The 18480-nt window shown below is 46.7% G+C and carries 21 protein-coding genes and 1 riboswitch; of the genes, 4 read left to right on the plus strand and 17 right to left on the minus strand.

Annotation, left to right across the window (positions count from 1 at the left end; all coding sequences use genetic code 11):
- Positions 1-337: 337 nt before the first annotated feature.
- The 3 genes from gcvPB to gcvT are packed head-to-tail and all read right to left on the minus strand — an operon-like array spanning position 338 to position 4273.
- Complete coding sequence (gene gcvPB, locus V1501_RS14625) at positions 338-1807, minus strand: aminomethyl-transferring glycine dehydrogenase subunit GcvPB (RefSeq protein ID WP_409289231.1); 1470 nt, start codon at positions 1805-1807, stop codon at positions 338-340.
- Positions 1800-3146, minus strand: a complete 1347-nt coding sequence (gene gcvPA / locus V1501_RS14630) for an aminomethyl-transferring glycine dehydrogenase subunit GcvPA (protein WP_409289233.1) — start codon at positions 3144-3146, stop codon at positions 1800-1802. Before gcvPA ends, gcvPB begins: the two co-directional genes overlap by 8 nt.
- Before the next feature lie 20 nt (positions 3147-3166).
- Positions 3167-4273: a glycine cleavage system aminomethyltransferase GcvT gene (gcvT, locus tag V1501_RS14635; protein ID WP_409289235.1), complete on the minus strand. Its 1107-nt coding sequence runs from the start codon at positions 4271-4273 to the stop codon at positions 3167-3169.
- Positions 4274-4451: 178 nt separating this feature from the next.
- Positions 4452-4551: riboswitch (glycine riboswitch) on the minus strand.
- Between the two features lie 274 nt (positions 4552-4825).
- Here gcvT and V1501_RS14640 point away from each other — a divergent pair.
- Both V1501_RS14640 and V1501_RS14645 read left to right on the plus strand, forming a co-directional pair.
- On the plus strand, positions 4826-6514 hold the full coding sequence (locus tag V1501_RS14640; protein WP_409289236.1) for a DEAD/DEAH box helicase: 1689 nt from the start codon (positions 4826-4828) through the stop codon (positions 6512-6514).
- The gene (locus tag V1501_RS14645) at positions 6492-7277 is read left to right on the plus strand and encodes a YqhG family protein (protein ID WP_409289237.1); all 786 of its coding nucleotides are present in this window, start codon (positions 6492-6494) and stop codon (positions 7275-7277) included. Before V1501_RS14640 ends, V1501_RS14645 begins: the two co-directional genes overlap by 23 nt.
- Positions 7278-7307: 30 nt before the next feature.
- On the opposite strand, the gene V1501_RS14650 is transcribed toward V1501_RS14645, so the two are convergent.
- From V1501_RS14650 to V1501_RS14705, 12 genes are all read right to left on the minus strand, one after another.
- A complete protein-coding gene (locus V1501_RS14650) occupies positions 7308-7490 on the minus strand; it encodes a YqzE family protein (protein ID WP_409289239.1) in 183 nt (60 codons plus the stop codon).
- 32 nt (positions 7491-7522) lie between these two features.
- Complete coding sequence (locus V1501_RS14655) at positions 7523-8020, minus strand: shikimate kinase (RefSeq protein WP_409289240.1); 498 nt, start codon at positions 8018-8020, stop codon at positions 7523-7525.
- Positions 8021-8035: 15 nt separating this feature from the next.
- The gene (comGG, locus tag V1501_RS14660; protein WP_409289242.1) at positions 8036-8428 is read right to left on the minus strand and encodes a competence type IV pilus minor pilin ComGG; all 393 of its coding nucleotides are present in this window, start codon (positions 8426-8428) and stop codon (positions 8036-8038) included.
- Positions 8404-8838 (minus strand): competence type IV pilus minor pilin ComGF, encoded by a 435-nt coding sequence (gene comGF / locus V1501_RS14665; RefSeq protein WP_409289244.1) that lies wholly within the window; start codon positions 8836-8838, stop codon positions 8404-8406. Before comGF ends, comGG begins: the two co-directional genes overlap by 25 nt.
- Positions 8819-9154, minus strand: a complete 336-nt coding sequence (locus V1501_RS14670; RefSeq protein ID WP_409289246.1) for a hypothetical protein — start codon at positions 9152-9154, stop codon at positions 8819-8821. The genes comGF and V1501_RS14670 overlap by 20 nt, the downstream gene beginning before the upstream one ends.
- A complete protein-coding gene (gene comGD / locus V1501_RS14675) occupies positions 9144-9617 on the minus strand; it encodes a competence type IV pilus minor pilin ComGD (protein WP_409289247.1) in 474 nt (157 codons plus the stop codon). The genes V1501_RS14670 and comGD overlap by 11 nt, the downstream gene beginning before the upstream one ends.
- Positions 9583-9888, minus strand: coding sequence for a competence type IV pilus major pilin ComGC (comGC, locus tag V1501_RS14680; RefSeq protein WP_409289249.1), 306 nt, complete (start codon positions 9886-9888; stop codon positions 9583-9585). Before comGC ends, comGD begins: the two co-directional genes overlap by 35 nt.
- Positions 9889-9901: 13 nt before the next feature.
- The gene (comGB, locus tag V1501_RS14685) at positions 9902-10933 is read right to left on the minus strand and encodes a competence type IV pilus assembly protein ComGB (protein WP_409289251.1); all 1032 of its coding nucleotides are present in this window, start codon (positions 10931-10933) and stop codon (positions 9902-9904) included.
- Positions 10920-11990, minus strand: coding sequence for a competence type IV pilus ATPase ComGA (gene comGA, locus V1501_RS14690; RefSeq protein ID WP_409293384.1), 1071 nt, complete (start codon positions 11988-11990; stop codon positions 10920-10922). The genes comGB and comGA overlap by 14 nt, the downstream gene beginning before the upstream one ends.
- Positions 11991-12158: 168 nt before the next feature.
- Positions 12159-12878, minus strand: a complete 720-nt coding sequence (locus V1501_RS14695) for an ABC transporter ATP-binding protein (protein ID WP_409289253.1) — start codon at positions 12876-12878, stop codon at positions 12159-12161.
- Positions 12878-14512, minus strand: coding sequence for an ABC transporter permease (locus V1501_RS14700; RefSeq protein WP_409289254.1), 1635 nt, complete (start codon positions 14510-14512; stop codon positions 12878-12880). The genes V1501_RS14695 and V1501_RS14700 overlap by 1 nt, the downstream gene beginning before the upstream one ends.
- Before the next feature lie 115 nt (positions 14513-14627).
- On the minus strand, positions 14628-15713 hold the full coding sequence (locus V1501_RS14705) for a Fe(3+) ABC transporter substrate-binding protein (RefSeq protein ID WP_409289256.1): 1086 nt from the start codon (positions 15711-15713) through the stop codon (positions 14628-14630).
- Positions 15714-15944: 231 nt separating this feature from the next.
- Here V1501_RS14705 and V1501_RS14710 point away from each other — a divergent pair, with 231 nt between their 5' ends.
- Positions 15945-16190 (plus strand): DUF2626 domain-containing protein, encoded by a 246-nt coding sequence (locus tag V1501_RS14710; protein ID WP_409289258.1) that lies wholly within the window; start codon positions 15945-15947, stop codon positions 16188-16190.
- A gap of 23 nt (positions 16191-16213) precedes the next feature.
- On the opposite strand, the gene V1501_RS14715 is transcribed toward V1501_RS14710, so the two are convergent.
- Both V1501_RS14715 and V1501_RS14720 read right to left on the minus strand, forming a co-directional pair.
- The gene (locus tag V1501_RS14715) at positions 16214-17329 is read right to left on the minus strand and encodes a class I SAM-dependent methyltransferase (protein ID WP_409289260.1); all 1116 of its coding nucleotides are present in this window, start codon (positions 17327-17329) and stop codon (positions 16214-16216) included.
- Between the two features lie 30 nt (positions 17330-17359).
- Positions 17360-17986, minus strand: coding sequence for an MBL fold metallo-hydrolase (locus V1501_RS14720; RefSeq protein ID WP_409289262.1), 627 nt, complete (start codon positions 17984-17986; stop codon positions 17360-17362).
- Positions 17987-18302: 316 nt separating this feature from the next.
- Between V1501_RS14720 and V1501_RS14725 the strand changes: the two genes are divergently transcribed.
- Positions 18303-18476, plus strand: a complete 174-nt coding sequence (locus V1501_RS14725) for a DUF2759 domain-containing protein (protein WP_409289264.1) — start codon at positions 18303-18305, stop codon at positions 18474-18476.
- Positions 18477-18480: the final 4 nt, after the last annotated feature.

Raw genomic sequence — 18480 nt, forward strand, 5'->3', positions numbered from 1 at the left:
AACCGGAGTAAATCCAGTTTATACGCCCAACAAGAGTACATATCCGTTAATAACTACCTTTCCTTAATCGATTATAAACTTTTATCTCAATAAAAATAATGTGTTACAGCTTATTGTAATAAATTCTTCACCATTTCATTACATTTTCTATGTTAGTCCGGAATTTCAGAAGTTTAGGTAAGCTTATCAGGAGATTTAGACAGACATACCGGAAGCTTAGATGTTCTTCTTCCTTTTATAAGATGTGGACATAAAACAATTATGTTAATGGCATAGCAAAGCCCGGGAATAACCAGTATTCCCGGGCTTACCTTGGCCTCTGCACCCGGCAGGTGCTTTATCCTTCTTTGGAATAACGCAGCACCGGCTTACGGGCTGCAAGTGTTTCATCCAATCGTTTAATTACCGTGGTATGAGGTGCTTCCTGTACAATCTCAGGATTTTCCTCAGCCTCTTTTGCGATCTGGATCATCGCATCGATGAAGGCATCGAGTGTTTCCTTGGACTCTGTCTCAGTCGGCTCAATCATCATACATTCTTCCACGTTGAGCGGGAAGTAGATGGTCGGCGGATGATATCCGAAATCAAGCAGGCGCTTGGCGATATCCAGGGTCCGTACTCCCAGTTTCTTCTGCCTTCTGCCGCTCAATACAAATTCATGCTTGCAATGCCTGTCATAAGGCAGGTCATAATGGGACGCGAGCCTTCTCATCATATAGTTGGCATTAAGTACGGCATACTCGGTCACTGCCTTCAAACCATCCGGGCCCATAGTGCGGATATAAGTGTATGCCCGCACGTTGATTCCGAAGTTTCCGTAATACGGCTTGACCCGCCCAATGGACTGAGGTCTGTCGTAATCCAGGGTATACCCGCCATCCTTCTGCGTGACAATCGGTGCCGGCAGATATGGAATCAGATCAGCTTTTACACCAACAGGACCTGATCCCGGCCCGCCTCCTCCATGAGGCCCGGTGAAGGTTTTATGCAGGTTAAGGTGGACCACGTCAAAGCCCATATCCCCCGGCCGCGCTTTTGAAAGGACCGCATTAAGGTTCGCTCCATCGTAATAGAGCTTGCCTCCTGCACTATGGACAATCTCAGCCATTTCCAGGATATTTTCCTCAAATAACCCCAGGGTATTTGGGTTTGTGAGCATAAGCGCAGCTGTATCGGAACCCACTACTCTTCTCAGATCCTCCAGGTCCACCAAGCCGTCTTCATTGGATTTAACCGTCACGGTCTCAAATCCGGCAACGGTGGCAGAAGCAGGGTTTGTTCCATGAGCGGAGTCCGGGACAATGACCTTCGTGCGGGAAGTGTCGCCATTTGCTTCATGGAAGGCACGGATCATCATAAGGCCCGTCCATTCACCGTGGGCGCCTGCAGCCGGCTGCAGGGTCACTTCGTCCATCCCTGTGATTTCAATCAAGTGCTCCTGCAGATCAAACATCAACTCAAGGGCACCCTGTACTGTGCTTTCATCCTGAAGCGGGTGGATATGCGCGAAACCATTGTATCTTGCCACTGCTTCATTGATCTTCGGGTTGTATTTCATTGTGCATGAGCCGAGCGGGTAAAATCCTGAGTCAACGCCATGGTTGCGCTTTGAAAGGGCTGTGTAATGGCGCATGATATCAAGCTCTGAAACCTCGGGCAGCTCTGCATCTTCTGTGCGCAGATATTCAGCGGGAATGATGCTCTCAAGCTCCACTTCTTCTATTTCAAGGTCCGGGAGGCTGTATCCGATTCTTCCCGGAGTGCTTAGTTCAAAAATCAATGGCTGGTCTTGTTCATGGTTATTCATGGCCATCCCCCAATTCTTTCACGAACATGTCGATTTCGTCTTTTGTCCTGAGTTCGGTGACTGCAACAAGCATATGATCCGTCAGCTCCGGGAAGCTCCGGCCCAGATCATATCCGCCGATGATTCCTTTTGCAATCAGGCGGCGGTTCACCTCGGCAGCAGGCTGGCCGAGCTTGATGACAAATTCATTGAAGGACGGGCCTTCAAAAACGATCTCCCTGCCGCTCTCCTTAAGCTGGGTCTTGGCGTAATGAGCTTTCTGGATGTTTTTTACAGCCATTTCCTTCACGCCATTCCTTCCGAGCGCCGTCATCGCCACAGATGCAGCAAGAGCATTGAGCGCCTGGTTGGAGCAAATGTTTGAGGTGGCCTTATCACGGCGGATATGCTGTTCGCGGGCCTGAAGCGTCAACACAAAGCCCCGCTTGCCGTTTTCATCCACTGTCTGTCCGACAAGCCTGCCTGGAACCTTTCGCATCAGCTTGCTGGTAACAGCGAAGTAGCCGCAGTGCGGACCGCCGAATGCGGAAGGAATCCCAAATGGCTGGGCATCGCCTGCCACAATATCAGCGCCGAATTTACCTGGAGGTGTGAGGGCGCCGAGTGCAGCTGGATTGCTGGAAACGATGAACATAGACTTCTTCTCATGAACTGCTTCCTCAATATCCTTAAGCGGTTCGATACGTCCAAAGAAATTCGGATACTGTACGATGACACCGGCAATATCATCCGTAATCATTTCTTTCAGCGCCTCGACATCAGTCACGCCGTCAGCGTATGGAATCTCAGCTACTTCGATATACTGTCCCTTTGCATAGGTCTTTACAACATCCTTTGTTTCCGGATGGACCGCGCTTGATATAAGGATTTTCTTGCGGCGGGTGTGTCCGGTTGCAAGCATGGCCGCTTCTGCAATGGCAGTGCCTCCGTCATACATGGAGGAATTCGCTACATCCATACCGGTAAGCTCACAAATCATTGTCTGGAACTCAAAGATGGCCTGCAGCTCACCCTGTGAAATTTCCGGCTGGTAAGGCGTATAGGCTGTATAAAACTCGGAACGCGAGATGACGTGATCCACAATGGTAGGAATATAGTGGTCATACACACCCGCACCGAGGAATGACACATTCTGTTTCAGGTCCGCATTCTTGGCAGCCAGCCTCGTCAGCTCCTTAAGAAGTGCCGACTCAGGTGCGGCGGGCTTGATATTATATTCTCCCTTGAAACGAACCTTCTCAGGAATATCCTGAAACAGTTCATCTATAGAAGCAGCGCCAATTGTTTTCAGCATTTGCTCTTTATCTTGTTCAGTCATCGGCAGATATCGGTGCTTCATATATATATTCCCCTTTCCTATTAACCTCTTGGCCTTTTATAAAATGGTGTAGCCGAAACGACAGCTTTCAGCTTTTTAGAACGGATCTCGATTTCCACTTCTGTCCCAATCGCAGCGAATTCCTTTTTCACGAGGGCTAGACCGATATTTTTCTTCAGAGTCGGAGATTGTGTGCCGGTCGTAACTTCCCCAATCAGCCCGCCGTCTGCATAAACCGGATAGCCATGGCGCGGGATGCCGCGGTCGATCATTTCAACTCCAACCAGTTTGCGCGGTGCTCCATTTTCCTTTTGATCCTTCAAGACTGATTTTCCGATGAAATTTTCCGCTTTCTTCACATTGACCGCAAAGCCGATGCCTGCTTCAATCGGGGTGATATCCGCTGAAAGCTCCTGCCCGTAAAGCGCCAGATTCGCTTCAAATCGGAGGGTATCCCGTGCGCCCAGGCCAACAGGCAGCACGCCTTCTTCTTTCCCGGCTTCCAAGATATCCTTCCAGACTTTCTTGGCATCACTGCTCTGACAGTATATCTCAAAGCCATCCTCACCCGTATAGCCGGTCCTTGATACGAGGGCTTTGATGCCGTTAAGCTCTACATCATCCTTGAACTTAAAGAAGCCGATTTCACTCAAATTCTGGGAGCCGGAAAGCTTCTGGAGCACCGCTTCAGCCTTCGGCCCCTGAAGGGCAAGCTGGGCAATATCAGTTGAAATGTTTTTCAGCCTGCAGTCCTCTGTACGGTTTTGTTCGAGCCATTCATAATCTTTCAGGATATTCGCAGCGTTCACGACGAGAAGATAATCGCCGTCCGCTTTTTTATACACGATCAAATCATCAACCGTTCCGCCATTTTCATAGCACATGGCTGTATACTGGGCACCGCCGTCCACAAGCTTTGACACATCATTGGTCATGACCTTCTGCAGGAATTGAAGGCTCTCAGGCCCCTTCACTTCAATTTCACCCATGTGGGATACGTCGAACAGGCCGGCCTTGGTTCTTACAGCCTCGTGCTCTTCTTTAATGCTGGTAAATTGGACGGGCAGATCCCAGCCTCCGAAATCGATTGTTTTAGCTCCATGATCTGCGTATAACTCATAAAGCGGTGTTCTTTGTAGTACTGACAAATTAATACCCCCAGTCAGAAGAATGTTTACTGGTAAAACCTCGGATAAAACGCAAAAAAAGACAGGGAAACGCCGCTTTCAAACGCCATTTCCCTGTCCTGATACCTGAAAGTTTACCCTTTTAAAAAGGGCTTTCCCCTTTGGTGGCCCGGCATACTGCAGGCACTCTCCAGAGCCGCGTCCAGCAAGAGTACTTTTGCCTGAGAGATTCACTTTTTAATAAAAAGCTTGCTCCTTCGGCGCCGTCTAGGAAATACAGTCTCTCCCCCTGCCTTCATCCGCTTATATTAAATTCATTTATGGTCATACTAAAGGCTATGTATGTTACTTAAAAAGTAAGAGTAGTACAAATACTTTGAAAGCTAGTTTCATCCTATCATTAATTTTTATGTTTCCGCAATAATTTTTTAAGAAAAACGCCGAAAAAACCGTTTTCATTTATTAAGTCCAAACAAATAGTTCGTTTTTAAGTTATTTATTTAATTTAATTTGTTTATTTTCCTATAAAAATAAATAAAAACCGAACATTTCTCTTCGAAGGAGATAAAAAATATGAAAATACAGGTGGCTTTTGATTCAGAGTGGGAAAACGGCCTGCAGACTAAAATCGACCATGACGGCCCCTGGGCCGATTGGGAGCTTTATAAACTTGCCGTCGAGGTGGAAAAGCAGCTGGTGGTGCCGGAATTCGAGGGCCTGCAGGCCCCAAGGCATCTTCCCCAGCTCAAACCGCTTCCACATCAGCTCGAGGCAGCCAGGGAAGTGGTCGAAAATATGCATGGCAAGGCTATCCTCGGAGATGAAGTAGGTCTTGGAAAAACCATTGAGGCCGGGTTGATCCTTAAGGAATATATGATCCGCGGCCTGGTCAAAAAGGTCCTGATCCTTGTGCCGGCTTCCCTCGTCTCTCAATGGGCATTTGAGTTGAATACAAAATTCCATATCCCTGCAGTGGCACAGCGGAAGAGCTATGTCTGGGAGGCTTATGACGTAGTCATTTCTTCCATTGACACAGCCAAAAAACAGCCCCACCGCGATATTATCTTTGAACAGCAGTATGATTTAATCATTGTGGATGAGGCTCATAAGCTGAAAAATAACAAAACCAAAAACTATGAGTTTGTGCAGAGCCTGAAAAAGAAATTCTGCCTGCTTCTCACCGCAACGCCCATCCAAAACCGGGTAGATGAAATCTTTCATCTTGTATCCTTATTGAAGCCCGGCCATCTCGGCAATGCAGCCCTGTTCGCCGAAAAATACAAAAAGAAAAAGCGCGGCCTGAATGAGGATGAACGCCTGAAGGAGCTGGTGAACAAGGTGATGATCCGAAACAGGCGTGCAGATACAGGGATTGAATGGACAAAAAGGCATGTTGAAACCATCCTGATCGACTTTACTGAAGAAGAACGCGCCCTTTATGACGCCGTGACAGCCTTCAGGCCATATGGCAGCGAGTCAGCAGGAAATGCCTTTTCTACCCTTACCCTTCAGCGCGAGGCATGCTCAAGCAGAGAGTCGGTGTATTATACCCTGAAGAAGATGCTGCAGAAGGCCGAAGATCCGGATGCCTTTTATGAGGAGAAATTGAAGCCTATATATGCGCTGATCGACTCTATTGAGCAAAACTCCAAGGCTGAAAAGGCGCTCGAGCTGATTCAGAAAATTGATGATAAGGTCATCATCTTTACTGAATACCGGGCCACCCAGATGTACCTGCAGTGGTTCCTGAAATCCAACGGAATCAGCTCTGTGCCTTTCCGCGGCGGCTTCAAGCGGGGGAAAAAGGACTGGATGAAAGATCTTTTTGAAAAGCAATTTCAAGTCCTGATTGCAACAGAGGCAGGCGGCGAGGGAATCAATCTTCAATTCTGCCATCATCTCATCAATTTTGATCTGCCATGGAACCCAATGCGCCTTGAACAGCGGATCGGCCGTGTGCACCGGCTCGGACAGGAGCATGATGTTATGATCTATAACTTCGCGACAAAAAACACCGTTGAAGAACATATCCTCAAGCTTCTGTATGACAAAATACAATTATTCGAGCGCGTGGTCGGTGAGCTCGATGATATATTGACCAGGCTTGAGATCGGTAAAATCGAGGATTATCTGATTGATGTGGTAGGCCATTCCAAAACAGAGGGTGAAATGAAGATCAAAATGGAGAATTTGGCTTCCATGATCTCCTTCGCCCAGGATATCAAAAAGGGTGAGATGAATGCAGCAAGCGGAAATTCATGAGTTTTTACTAAAGTACTTTAAGGCTAATGACTGCAGGATTGAAGAAAACAAGCCGGGCTATTTAACAGTGGAGCTGACGATTGAACAGGATAAACTGCTTATGAACCGCCCCTTTTACTGGCATTATCTGGAGAAGACAGGCGGTGAACCCAAGCTTTCCCGGCTTACACTGATCACAGATCCTGCTCTTGCTCCGGATGACCTTAAAGGGGAGTTCATCCATTTCGGCTCTCCCCGCCTGCACCAGATATTCGAGACAACCAAACAGCTCTCAAGCTATATCAGGCTGTATGAAGAAAACTCAGCCAAGGGGCAGAATTCGCTATACCCCTGGCTGGGACTGAATGTGAAGGTTTCGTATCAATGCAACCGGAAGAAGGATATCTTCCTCTCACTCGGGGTGAATTTAATATCCGGGACTATTGACGAGGACTTTCATAATAAGGTGTTAAAGCTCTCTGTCACGCCGAAGATACCCGACTTCTCCTACACGCTGTCGCCGCTGATCAAGACACAGAGCGGCCTGGCCAGGCTAGACACCCATATCCGGACGAGCCTCTCCTTTGATGACCATAGCTGGGCAGAGGATGCGTGTCTGCGATGGGAGAATGACCTGAAGCTGCTGGAAGACTTCTACCAGGACTCGGAAAAGACAGAAAGCTATGAAACAGAAAAAGAAGCACTGCGGGAGCAGTATGAGCCGAAGATAACGATAAAAGTCATCAATGGCGGCTTGTTTTACCTGAGTCAGCAGGCAATATAAAAAGGGACAGCACCATTGCTGCCCCTTTTCTTATAGCTTCTTTTTTTTCATTACCATCGACAGGGCCATGGGAATCACGCCAAACCAATTATAAGAAAACGGCGGACGGGTCTGCTTCTTTTCCTGCCGCACCTTTTTCCGGACTTCCTGAGGCTGGTTAAAAAATGTGACAAACTGCTGTGTAATGAATTTTATGATATCATTCGTTGACATATAATCACCCAGCATACAGGATGCCCAAATACTCAAGACTCTATTCGCTTCAGAATCTCAGCGGCCGCTTCACCGGCCGTCTGACGGTCTATAGAAATCGTGATTTCAGCCTCCCTGTAGACAGGAAGCCTTTCCTCATACAGCCGGCGCAGATCTGATTTTTTATTCCCTGCCAAAAGCGGCCTGCTTGTATCCGCTGCAAGACGGCGCTCGATTTCTTCAATCCTGCAGTCGAGAAAGACCACCCTGCCATTTTCCTTCATGAATTGCCGGTTCTCTTCCTGAAGCACTGTGCCGCCGCCGGTCGTTATGATGGCATCGGCTGCAGGCAGGCTCCTCAGCATTCCGCTTTCCCGCTGCCTGAAATAGGCTTCCCCTTTGTCAGCAAATAGTTCGGAAATGCTCATGCCTTCTGCTTTGATCACTTCCTGGTCGATATCATAGACTGGCAGGCCGGTCATTTCTCCGAGAATGGCCCCCACTGTCGTTTTCCCCGAGCCCATGAACCCGGTAATATAAATGACTTTCATTATGAACACCTCAGGCTATATTTCTGTCCATTCTATCATTTTTTGATTGATGGGGTCATATTTAAATATTGCTTCGGCTTTGCGGTCGCTTTTGGTTGAGGCATACATATGGATCTCTATGATTTCTTTCTGATTCCATTCATAGTATAGATCCCCATGCATATAAAAGAGAAAGCCATTGCCGGCAGTGCCGCCTTCCTGATTCAGGGCCTCGATCAAATCCCTGCTGCCAAGCTTCAGGATGTAATCTGCTTTCAGCTTTTCTTCTGCCTCATAATAGAATTGTTTCTCAGTGGCAAAGAGGGATATTGCCGCGGTCAGCGCCATCCAAACTAAAAATGAGAAAACCACCACCACGGGCAGAACATTTCCTTTTTCGCTCATCAAGGTCCGCCTTCCATTACCCATAGAAACCCCTCCATGGAAAATCCCATCTTATCTCCTGCCTTAATGGTCAGTCCTCCTGTTTCCACCACGGCTTGAAAGGAGCTGATATTTTGCAGGAGGATTTCGTGGCCCGTACCATCCACCCTCCTCCTGATTTTGTCCTGATATTTTTCCACGATTACGGCCTTGTCTTTAAAAAAGAAGGTTATACCCGAGGAGTGTACATGTATCCTGGAGGCTGAGGCGGCATCCTTCTTAAGCTGTGCAAGGAATACTTCCCATTCCATCTTATTGATGCTGCCCTTCACTTCCAGATCTTTTTTTACATAGACAAGCAAGCTAAGCACCAGTGCTGAAGCAGCAGATAGTATCATCAGGCACAACAGCATTTCGATCAATGTAAAGCCTCTGTCATTCCTTGAATAAATCACAAAGCTCCACTCTCTTTTTCTTGAAATTCATATAAGTCAGGCAGCCTATCTGATAGTCTGGGAATTCATCTGATGCCAGGATCGAAAAATTGTATTCTCTATTTTCAAACGAGAATGTGCCTGCACTCATTTTTTTGTCTCCCCTTCCTGAGAGGATCAGATTTTTATCGAGCATATGCCTCGCATGAATTCGGAGAGTATTATCCTTTCTGTCCAACTGGATTTTTGAATAAAGGGGCAGCCAGGCAGAAATGATCATGCATAGAATGACCAGGGAAGCCAGCAGCTCGGCAAAGATATAGCCTCTATTGTTCACTTATATAAAACCTCCCCTTGCCAAGCTGAAAGGTCATCTTCCAGCTGCGGTTTCCGCATTTTATATAGAGAACTCCTGCTTTGCTGATATTGCCTGAAGCTGTAAAATGAAACTTCATTCCCAGCGTCCCCGGATGCGGTTCGATTTCATCCGGAATTTCCCTCGTATAAATTTTTTCGGTCAGGCTTCCCGCCGAGTACCTGCGGCTATTCATATCGATCGTCACATACAGAACCGACTGGCTGCTCATGGCATATTCCTGGGCAAGCAGGATATCAGCAGCGAACTGCCTTATGAATAATTTAGCCTGAAAGGTTTCCTGGGGGTGCGTCTTTAAGTTGAGTACTATACCGGAAATCAAAAGAAAGATGGATAAGACGAGCAAAATCTCTGGAAATGTAAAGCCTTTTTGGTTAAAGATTGCGATATTAGGAATCTTCTTTTTCGATGACTGCCTCACCATTTGCTCCTATTACAACAGCTCTGCCGTCAGGACAGCTTGTCTGCTTCAGGTAACCATCTGTTTTAAGAGTTTCGATGCTGTCCGGCTTTTCATTTTTATCCAGTTCATACGATTGTATCTGGGCATCTACGGTCCGAAGAAAGGCATCGCACCCTTTGGTTTGAATGGTGGTTTGATTTTTGGTGATATTCGGGATTGTAATGATTAATAATACTGATATGATCAGCAGGACTATCATCATTTCAATAAGTGTAAATCCCCTTTCATTCATACTGAATCCCCTCCTATAATGTGTTCAGCAGCGAATACATCGGCAGGAGAACTGCCATATATATGCTGACGATCAGCACTCCGATAATGGAAAACAAGGCCGGCTGTATGATCCGCTGGTATAGCTCTATCCGCTCTTCCATAACTGACAAAAGCTTTTTACTGTAATAGTAAAGCTCCTTATCCAGCTTTCCATACTTCTGGCCGCTTGCCGTTATGGCAGCTAAATTTTTCTCGAAATATGGGATTCCTGACAGAATGCTATCGAGTGTCCTTCCCCTCGTCAGCTCAGCTTGAATCTTTTCACTCAGCTGTTGAAAGAACGGCTGCTGCTTTGTTTTTGAAAACAGCTGGAAACTCTCATTGATGGACAATCCCCCAGTGAGGAGACCACTCAGCTGGCTGGTGAAAAACTGGGTAGTATAAAGTCTGATAAAATTTCCAGCTATGGGGATTTTAACGAGGAACGCCCTTTTCTTGAGTGGATTCAAATTTTTGTACCAGATAAAGTAGACTGTGAGGCATAACGCAGCAACAGCGGCTAAAAAGCAGGGTAAAAGCTTGATAAGCTTAGAAAAAGTTATCACTGTATTGAGGTATATATTGGCTGAGGTATCCATCGATGAAAACAGCACCTGAAACTTTGGCAGGAGCATACGGTCAAATCCATAGAAAACAAGAAGTGCAAAAAAGAGCAGCAAAACAGGGTAAAACATGAGTTTTTTTATCTTGTCGCCATCCTTGCATCTTCTCATCCAAAAAGTCCCAGCCTCTTTTAAGGAGGAAGAAAGCATGCCGTGCTGTTCTGAAAAAAACACATAACTAGTCATGCTCCGATGGAATTTCAGGGAGTCAAGAACGGAATGAAGCGGGTGCCCGCCCCTTAACAATTCCACTGCGTAATCCAGTTCCTTTGCCTTTTTGATGCTTTTATTAAGCCTCAGGAAATGGAGAGCGTGAAGCAGCGAGTAGCCAAGATCCAGCAGTTCTCCCAGCTCTATCAAAAAGAGTGCCTGTTCCTTCACCTGCCATTTACTCGTTTTCATATTCATAGACCCATTTGTAAAACTCTGCATCTGTAACATATCCAAGGGCGACAGCCTTGCTGATTTCATCCTTGAGCTCTCTTGGCTTGATCTTTTCTGATTTTCCTTCCGCTTCTCCTATGACGGAACCAAGAGTCCTCCCGTAAAGCAGCTCATAAACACTGGCCCGCCTGCTTTTCAGTCTTTTGTCGCAATTCCCTCTGCACTCCCCTTTGCAGACGGGACACTTTAATTCAAGAAGCCTCTGAGCTGTCACCGCAATCAGGGTCTGCTTTATTTCATGCAGACTCAGCCCGAATTCCAGCAGCCAGTAGACGGCGCCTTTGGCATCCCGGGTATGCATGGTCGAAAGGATAAGATGGCCGGTCAATGAGGCCCTCACTGCGATGCGGGCTGTCTCGGCATCCCTGATTTCGCCAACCATGATGATATCAGGATCATGCCTGAGGGCTGCCTTAAGACCGACCGAGTAAGTGATGCCCGCTTTTTCATTGATCTGGACCTGCAGCACCTGTTCAGAATGGTTTTCAATCGGATCTTCCAGTGTGATGATATTGCGGTTGATGAATTCCCCTGCATGGTTCAGCAGGGAATATAGAGTTGTTGTCTTGCCGCTCCCTGTCGGACCGGTAAAGATCATCAATCCGTGTGAGTGTCGGAGCAGCGCAAGAAGCCTGGATGTTGTTTTAGGAAATAAAGAGATTCGCTGAAGCGGGAGTATCTGCTGCTGGGGAATGAGTCGGATGACAAGGCTTTCTGCAAAGGCTGTGGGGAGTGTGGACAGCCTGAGCCCGATTGTGGTCTTCCCCATTGCGACGGAGAAAGAACCGCTCTGTGGTCTCCTCTTTTCACCAATATCCATGGATGCGAGGAACTTAAAATGGGACAGCAGCCGGTAGGCCTGTTTTACGGGTAAAACTTCAAGGGGGACAAGATTGCTGCCAATACGGAGCTGGATGAGGAAATCCTCTTTTCGGGGAATGATGTGGATGTCGGAGGCCTGCTCCTTATAGCCGAACGTCAATATTCGGTCGGCTGTCCTTTCAATAGCTCCAATAGAATCACCTTCCTTTCTGCCTATTGTATTCGACAGAAGATATCAGATTCCTGCCTGTCCACCATGAATCGCTTCTTTTTGTGGAAAAATTTACTATCTTATACTGAAAGGCACTTCTCAGGCCGGACGAAAAAAAGGACCCTCCAAAGGTCCTTTTCAGCGATATAGCTAGGTGGTATAAACCGGCACCGGGCTCGCCTTAATGTCATCCATAAGCAAATCACAGGGCTTACCGGCCTGGACGATGCGGCCGTTTTTCATGATTACGATCCGGTCAGCGAGGGATCGTGCGTCTGCCCGGTCGTGTGTGACAAATATGGAGGTGATGCCGGTCTGCTTGAGGATCGACCGCAGTTCATCCCGGATCCTCAATTGAAGCTCAGCATCGAGATTGCTGAATGGCTCATCAAACATGAGGAGGGACGGGTTCGGGGCGAGTGCCCTGGCCAGGGCCACCCTTTGCTGCTGGCCGCCGCTTAATTCATACGGATAACGCTCTGCATACTGTGTGAGGCCGACGAGCTCCAGCACTTCCTGCAGCCGGGCCGCTTTTTCTTTCCGGTTCATTTTCACCAATCCGAATTTCACATTGTTCGCTACCGTCATATGGGGGAAAAGGGCGTAATCCTGGAAGACGAGACCAACTCCCCGCTTTTCCGGCATGATAAATTGTGTGTCATCCGCCATCACTTTTCCATTGATTTCAATCGAACCGCTTTTCGGGGATTCGAGTCCGGCGATCAGACGAAGCACCGTACTTTTCCCGCTCCCGCTGTTTCCTAGAATCGAAAGGATTTCGCCTTTTGGAACCGTGATTGAAAAATCCTCGATGGTTCGTTCAGCTGCATTATTATATTGGAAGTTCACATTTTTCAATTCTACAAACATCAGACTGACTCCTTTTCTAGGACTTTATGAAAAAAGAAAATGGACAAGCCGCTTATGATGATAATTAAGAGAGATGCGGTGGCAGCTTCATGGATCATTTCATTGCCGGCATATTGGAACGCCTTTGTTGCAAGCGTATAAAAATTGAACGGCTGCAGAATTAATGTAAGCGGCAATTCTTTAAGTATCTCAATGAATACTAGAATGAAGGCACCGAATACCGCCCCTGAAATCATTTTCAGATCAATTCTGAAAAAGGTTTGTGTGACCGTCATTCCGAGCATCCTTGAAGCCTCTGTATAAGACAGGCCGACCTTTTCAAAGCCTGACTCGATGGAGTTGAAACCCAGCGCCAAAAACCGTATCACATAAGCGAATATGAGCATCACTATGCTTGTACTTAAAATGATCGCGGGATTCGCATGGAAAAATTGGTATACCGAATAAATCTCCCGGTCAAGGACAATGAACAGGGAGAGCACACCCATAGCTACTACTGCCCCCGGTATGGAATATCCAAAGACAACAATCTTGGAAAACAATGTGGGAATAAGCCCCGAAAATAACCGGCTGTAGTTTGCCAGGATCAGAGAAACAATCACAATAATGATGGCCGCACATAAGGCAGCCGCGGCCGTATTCCATACAATCCTGAGGAAATCCGCGTTCAAAACCTGCTTATAGGTCATGATCGCCCAATGAATGAGCTGCAGGAACGGAATGAAAAATGAAAGGGCAAATATGACCGAAAAATAACCGGTCACAAGCCAGGCTTTGAAGCCCTTTAATCTGGTCTTTTGTATAGGCCGGACTTTGGATGTGGTGAAGCTGTATTTCTTCCTGCCCCTGATCAGTTTCTCCAGGATTAATGTAACCAGGACAATGAACATCAGGATAAAGGACAATTTAATGGCGGACCCGATATCGGACATCCCAAACCAGGTCTGGAAAATAGCAGAGCTGAATGTCTGGATACCGAAATATTTGACTACACCATAATCATTTAATACCTCTAAAATGACTAAGCTCACCCCGCCGACAATGGAAGCGCGTGAGATCGGGAGCACAACCCGGAAGAAGATTTCATAGGAATTCCTTCCAAGCAGCCTGGCATTTTCAATAAGGGCGGCTGACTGTTTCTCAAGAAAACTTCTCGTAATGATATATACATAGGGAAACAGGAGCACGGAGAAAATAAAAACGGCGCCTTTAATTGACATGATATTAAACCATTTAGGATCGACTGTGATTCCAAATGAATTCCTCAATGTGGCCTGAATGACTCCTGTATAGTTCAGAATCCCGTGATAGGTATAGGCTCCGATATAAGGCGGAATCGAGAGCGGCAGGATGATTCCCCATTTATAAAAACTCCTTAAAGGGAAATCAAAAGCGGATACAAGCCAGGCCAGGCTGACACCGATGAGGGTTGTAAAAAGGGCGGTGGATCCTGCAATCAACACTGTATTCATCACATAGTTTTTCAAAAGAAATTTTTGTATGTGCTGCCAATTCTCACTCGAACCTGTGAAAAATTGAAAACCAATAAAAAAGACAGGCAGCATAATAATGGCTATGAAAACAAAGCTGAGCAATGCCCAGCTGTTTACTTGGCGTTTGATGTGTGACAGCATTCCGTTCATTCCTTACTGCATCATGGATTGATCCATTTAATAGGAAGGCCGTATCCCTAAAGATACGGCACTCTTCTCTCAACTTACCTGTTTTAAGGATAAATGAAAAACTGGATTATTTCCACCCTGCTTCATTGAATAGTTTTACAGCATCGGCATTATACTCACCAAGCGTGGTCAGGCTAATATCCTGGGATTTAAAGTCTCCCCAAGATTTTAAGAGTTCTGACGGCTCTACGTCTTTATTGACTGGATACTCATAATTTGCTTGGGCAAATTTCCCTTGCGCTTCCTTGCCTGACAGATATTCCATCAGTTTTATAGCATTCTCTTTGTTTTTGGCATGCTTTGTCAGGCCGATTCCGCTTACATTGATATGGGTGCCCGTAGTTTCCTGATTAGGGAAGAAAACGCCCATTTGTTTGGCCACTTTGACTTCTTCCTGGTCAGTTGAGTTCAGCATTACTCCAATGTAATAAGTGTTCATGATGGCAACATCGCCCTCGCCGGCTGCAATCGCTTTTGCCTGGTCCCGGTCATTTCCCTGCGGACTTCTTGCCATGTTTTTGACAATCCCCTGAGCCCATTCTTTTGCTTTATCTTTTCCATTGATTTCAATGAATGATGCCAGAAGGGATTGATTGTATACATTGTCGGATGGGCGGACCAATACTTTCCCTTTCCATTCAGGACTGGTCAGAGCTTCGTATGTGGATAATTGAGATGGTTTTACACGATTCTTGGAATATACAATCACACGTGCCCGCTTTGTTAATCCAAACCACTCTCCATCGCGGTCTCTTAAGTTTTCAGGTACGTTCTTGCTCAGGGTTTCGCTGTCCACTTTCTGCAGCAATTTCTTCTCTTTGGCCCATGAAAGCCTGCCTGCATCAGAAGTCAGGAATAAATCTCCCTGTGTAGAGTGTCCTTCTCTTGAAAGACGCTCGATCAATTCATTTTCTTCCCCTTTTACAATATTGACTTTAATGCCGGTCTGCTTTGTAAAAGCTTCATATAGGGCATCATCTGTTTCATAGTGGCGGCTGGTGTAGAGATTGACTTCGCCTTTATCTTCCTTCTTTTCTTCCTTGGAAGATGAATTTTTTTGTCCTTCTTTATCTCCGCCCGAACAGCCGGCTAATATGGCCACTGAGAGTATGGCCAGGTATCCCAATAAACGGAATAGGTTATGTTTTTTCATTCAGCTCGTCCCCTTATGTATTATTAATTGATTCTCATTCTCAATTATAGAGATAATGTTCCTCATGTCAATCAATAACCTGAATACGTTTGATTCCATCCTCCTTTGTGGTATGAAATCTGTAAACACTTACAATCAGCCGGCCGGCCTTATAAACTATTCTTTACATTACGGTTCTTGTTAATTTATAATAATTTAGGATAATACTGTTACAACAAAGGAGGGGAACATATGGAGCGTATGTATCGGGTGCTTGGCTTCTGGACTGGGATCTTCGCGATCTTCTTCTACATGGGGGACATGCATACAGCAGCATTGCTATTTTTCGGACAAACTGGATTCTTTGTATTATTAAGCTATTTAAAATTATCAGAGCGTATGTATATCTATGTTTTTGGTGCATATCTTACCGTCTTTTTCGCCGGATTTACTTACTGGACAACATTCATGATGACACCTGGAGCCGGCGGACACTAATTCATACATAAAAACCCATGGAACTAGTTATGTTCCATGGGTTTTTCATTTGGAAAGAGAATGGCCTCTTCCATATTCCTTGTGTCAAGGCTAACGCGGAAGCTTGAAGAAATGCCGCCGGGTGTTATCAAGCTTCTCGCTGCCCGGTTCCGCCTGCTGACTGACGAGAAGGGGTTAGGATCGGCATGGGCAGAGAGCTCATCAAGGATGCCCGCCTTAAGGAGGAACTCGTCCTGCCGCAGGAGGCTCCTATGTACAAATCCAGCACCCCTCAGCTTATCCCGCATGGCGTCCCAGTGAATATGGGCGGTAATGTCCATTTCCCCGGCACGGGCAAGTACATCATGGTTCTGAGTATGTTTGTGATAAGCCCTCAGACTTCCCGACCGCACCTGGGGAGCCATCCATTCCTCTCGTGTGTACCCATAATCAAGAGTAAGCATAATCCCCTTGGAGAACCTCCTGTTTATCTTGTCCAGATAATCCAGCATATCAAGCGGCACCTCAAGCCTCTGGCCCTCGGAAAGCTGCCATCCCCCTTCTGCAAGGAAGCGGAGAATGGACGGATCCCGAAGGATGACAGGCTTCTCTATCAATCCTCCTCCAGCAAGCCCGACCATAACTTCAAAAAGCTCCCCATCCCGCATTTCGATCACTGCGACGGGAAAGGCATCGAAAAATTCGTTTGAGAACAGAATTCCCTCAAGGTTCCCCGCTTCTTCAATGTCTGTGAGGAAAACGGCCCCGGGATGCTCCCTCAGGGACTCCTCCTGCAGGCTGATATGATAGGGACTCGTCTCTACCATCATATACTTGATCTCATGATAGATTTCAGGAACGGCCAGCTTCAGGGCATCCAGCACCGAGCGGGCAAGCCGGCCGGTGCCTCCGCCAAGCTCACAGATGTTTGGTGCGGTTTGACCACTCGCTATCAGGCTGCCGAACCACTTCCCAAGCACCGTCCCGAGGATATCAGATACATTAGCCGAGGTGTAAAAATCCCCGCTTCGCCCGATTTTAGCCCGGTCACTTGCATAATAGCCGGCATTCGGCGCATATAAGGCCAGCGAAATGAATTCCCGGTATGAAATCAGACCATTCTCCCTCTGTCTGATGGTTTCCTTAATCTTCTCAAGCATCCTGATCCCCTGCCTTAGTTAAGGGTACTATTAAGTCAGAAACGGGTTCTCCCTGGTTTCCTCGCGAATGGTAGTGGCATCGCCATGGCCTGAAAGAACAACCGTGCTGTTCGGCAGCTTCAATAATTTGTTCTTGATGCTTTGGATAAGCTGCTTATGATTGCCCCCTGGAAGATCCGTCCGGCCAATGCTCCGGCGGAACAGGGCATCGCCGGAAAATACGGCCCCGGCCTCTTTAAAATAGTATGAAACACTGCCTGGAGAATGGCCCGGTGTCTCGATAAGCTCAAAATCAAAGCCCTTCACAGTCAGTTTCTGATCGCCCTTCACCACATTCTCCGCCGGGTTCATGCGCATGGCGCCGCCCATGAAGAATTTGGATCCGTTCAGGGCGGGATCAATGAGCCAATCTGTTTCCTTTTCATGGATATAGGCTTGGATGCCATATTCCCTGCGAATGTCATCAAGGGCACCGATATGATCAAAATGAGCATGCGTCAGCAGCACTGCCCTTGGCTCCAGGCCTTTTTCAGAAATAAAATCAATAAGCTTCCCCGCATCCCCGCCTGGATCAAAAATCAGGCATTCCTTCTTGCTGTTTGCGAGTACATAACAATTGGTCTGCAGACTTCCAAGCGGCAGCTGAAACCATTTCATATCGCGTCACCCTTTCTTGGATCGATGCTTATATCTTACACCATCCCGTAAAGAATCTGTATTCTATTGATTTCCGGCGTTTTATCCCCAGCAGAAGCGGGCAATAGAATGGAGAAGAATTTTGCAGACTATTATGCGCATCCGTAACCGCTTGCATGAAACAACCCAGGAGTTTCTAATTAACCTCGACAAATATTTGAAAAACCATTAAAATAAAAACGGATGCACTATTATCTACATATTTTTAGCAGGCCTGCCGCCATTTGGCAATGGACAAGGCCCGGACACTTAATTTGTACAACAGGGGGACATAAAGATGGGTTTGCCAATCATATTTGCACTTGTAACGCTTCTTGCTTTTTTTGGTCTTTTTAGTTCTTTCAAAAGCAAAAACCTATTGGGTATCATTTTTGCCGGAGGATCGCTTGTAGTATTTGGGTGGTTCACTGTCATGACAGTTCTAAACCACGGCTATCCAGCAGGCCATTAAAAAG

Source organism: Paraperibacillus esterisolvens, from assembly GCF_046237625.1.
Classification (GTDB): domain Bacteria; phylum Bacillota; class Bacilli; order Bacillales; family DSM-1321; genus Paraperibacillus; species Paraperibacillus esterisolvens.

Coding starts and splice junctions, on each gene's coding strand:
- gcvPB (WP_409289231.1), bottom strand. CDS start 1,807: ATGAATAACCATGAACAAGACCAGCCATTGATTTTTGAACTAAGCACT.
- gcvPA (WP_409289233.1), bottom strand. CDS start 3,146: ATGAAGCACCGATATCTGCCGATGACTGAACAAGATAAAGAGCAAATG.
- V1501_RS14640 (WP_409289236.1), top strand. CDS start 4,826: ATGAAAATACAGGTGGCTTTTGATTCAGAGTGGGAAAACGGCCTGCAG.
- V1501_RS14645 (WP_409289237.1), top strand. CDS start 6,492: ATGCAGCAAGCGGAAATTCATGAGTTTTTACTAAAGTACTTTAAGGCT.
- V1501_RS14650 (WP_409289239.1), bottom strand. CDS start 7,490: ATGTCAACGAATGATATCATAAAATTCATTACACAGCAGTTTGTCACA.
- V1501_RS14655 (WP_409289240.1), bottom strand. CDS start 8,020: ATGAAAGTCATTTATATTACCGGGTTCATGGGCTCGGGGAAAACGACA.
- comGG (WP_409289242.1), bottom strand. CDS start 8,428: ATGGGTAATGGAAGGCGGACCTTGATGAGCGAAAAAGGAAATGTTCTG.
- comGD (WP_409289247.1), bottom strand. CDS start 9,617: ATGGTGAGGCAGTCATCGAAAAAGAAGATTCCTAATATCGCAATCTTT.
- comGC (WP_409289249.1), bottom strand. CDS start 9,888: ATGAATGAAAGGGGATTTACACTTATTGAAATGATGATAGTCCTGCTG.
- comGB (WP_409289251.1), bottom strand. CDS start 10,933: ATGAAAACGAGTAAATGGCAGGTGAAGGAACAGGCACTCTTTTTGATA.
- V1501_RS14695 (WP_409289253.1), bottom strand. CDS start 12,878: ATGTTTGTAGAATTGAAAAATGTGAACTTCCAATATAATAATGCAGCT.
- V1501_RS14700 (WP_409289254.1), bottom strand. CDS start 14,512: ATGCTGTCACACATCAAACGCCAAGTAAACAGCTGGGCATTGCTCAGC.
- V1501_RS14705 (WP_409289256.1), bottom strand. CDS start 15,713: ATGAAAAAACATAACCTATTCCGTTTATTGGGATACCTGGCCATACTC.
- V1501_RS14710 (WP_409289258.1), top strand. CDS start 15,945: ATGGAGCGTATGTATCGGGTGCTTGGCTTCTGGACTGGGATCTTCGCG.
- V1501_RS14715 (WP_409289260.1), bottom strand. CDS start 17,329: ATGCTTGAGAAGATTAAGGAAACCATCAGACAGAGGGAGAATGGTCTG.
- V1501_RS14720 (WP_409289262.1), bottom strand. CDS start 17,986: ATGAAATGGTTTCAGCTGCCGCTTGGAAGTCTGCAGACCAATTGTTAT.
- V1501_RS14725 (WP_409289264.1), top strand. CDS start 18,303: ATGGGTTTGCCAATCATATTTGCACTTGTAACGCTTCTTGCTTTTTTT.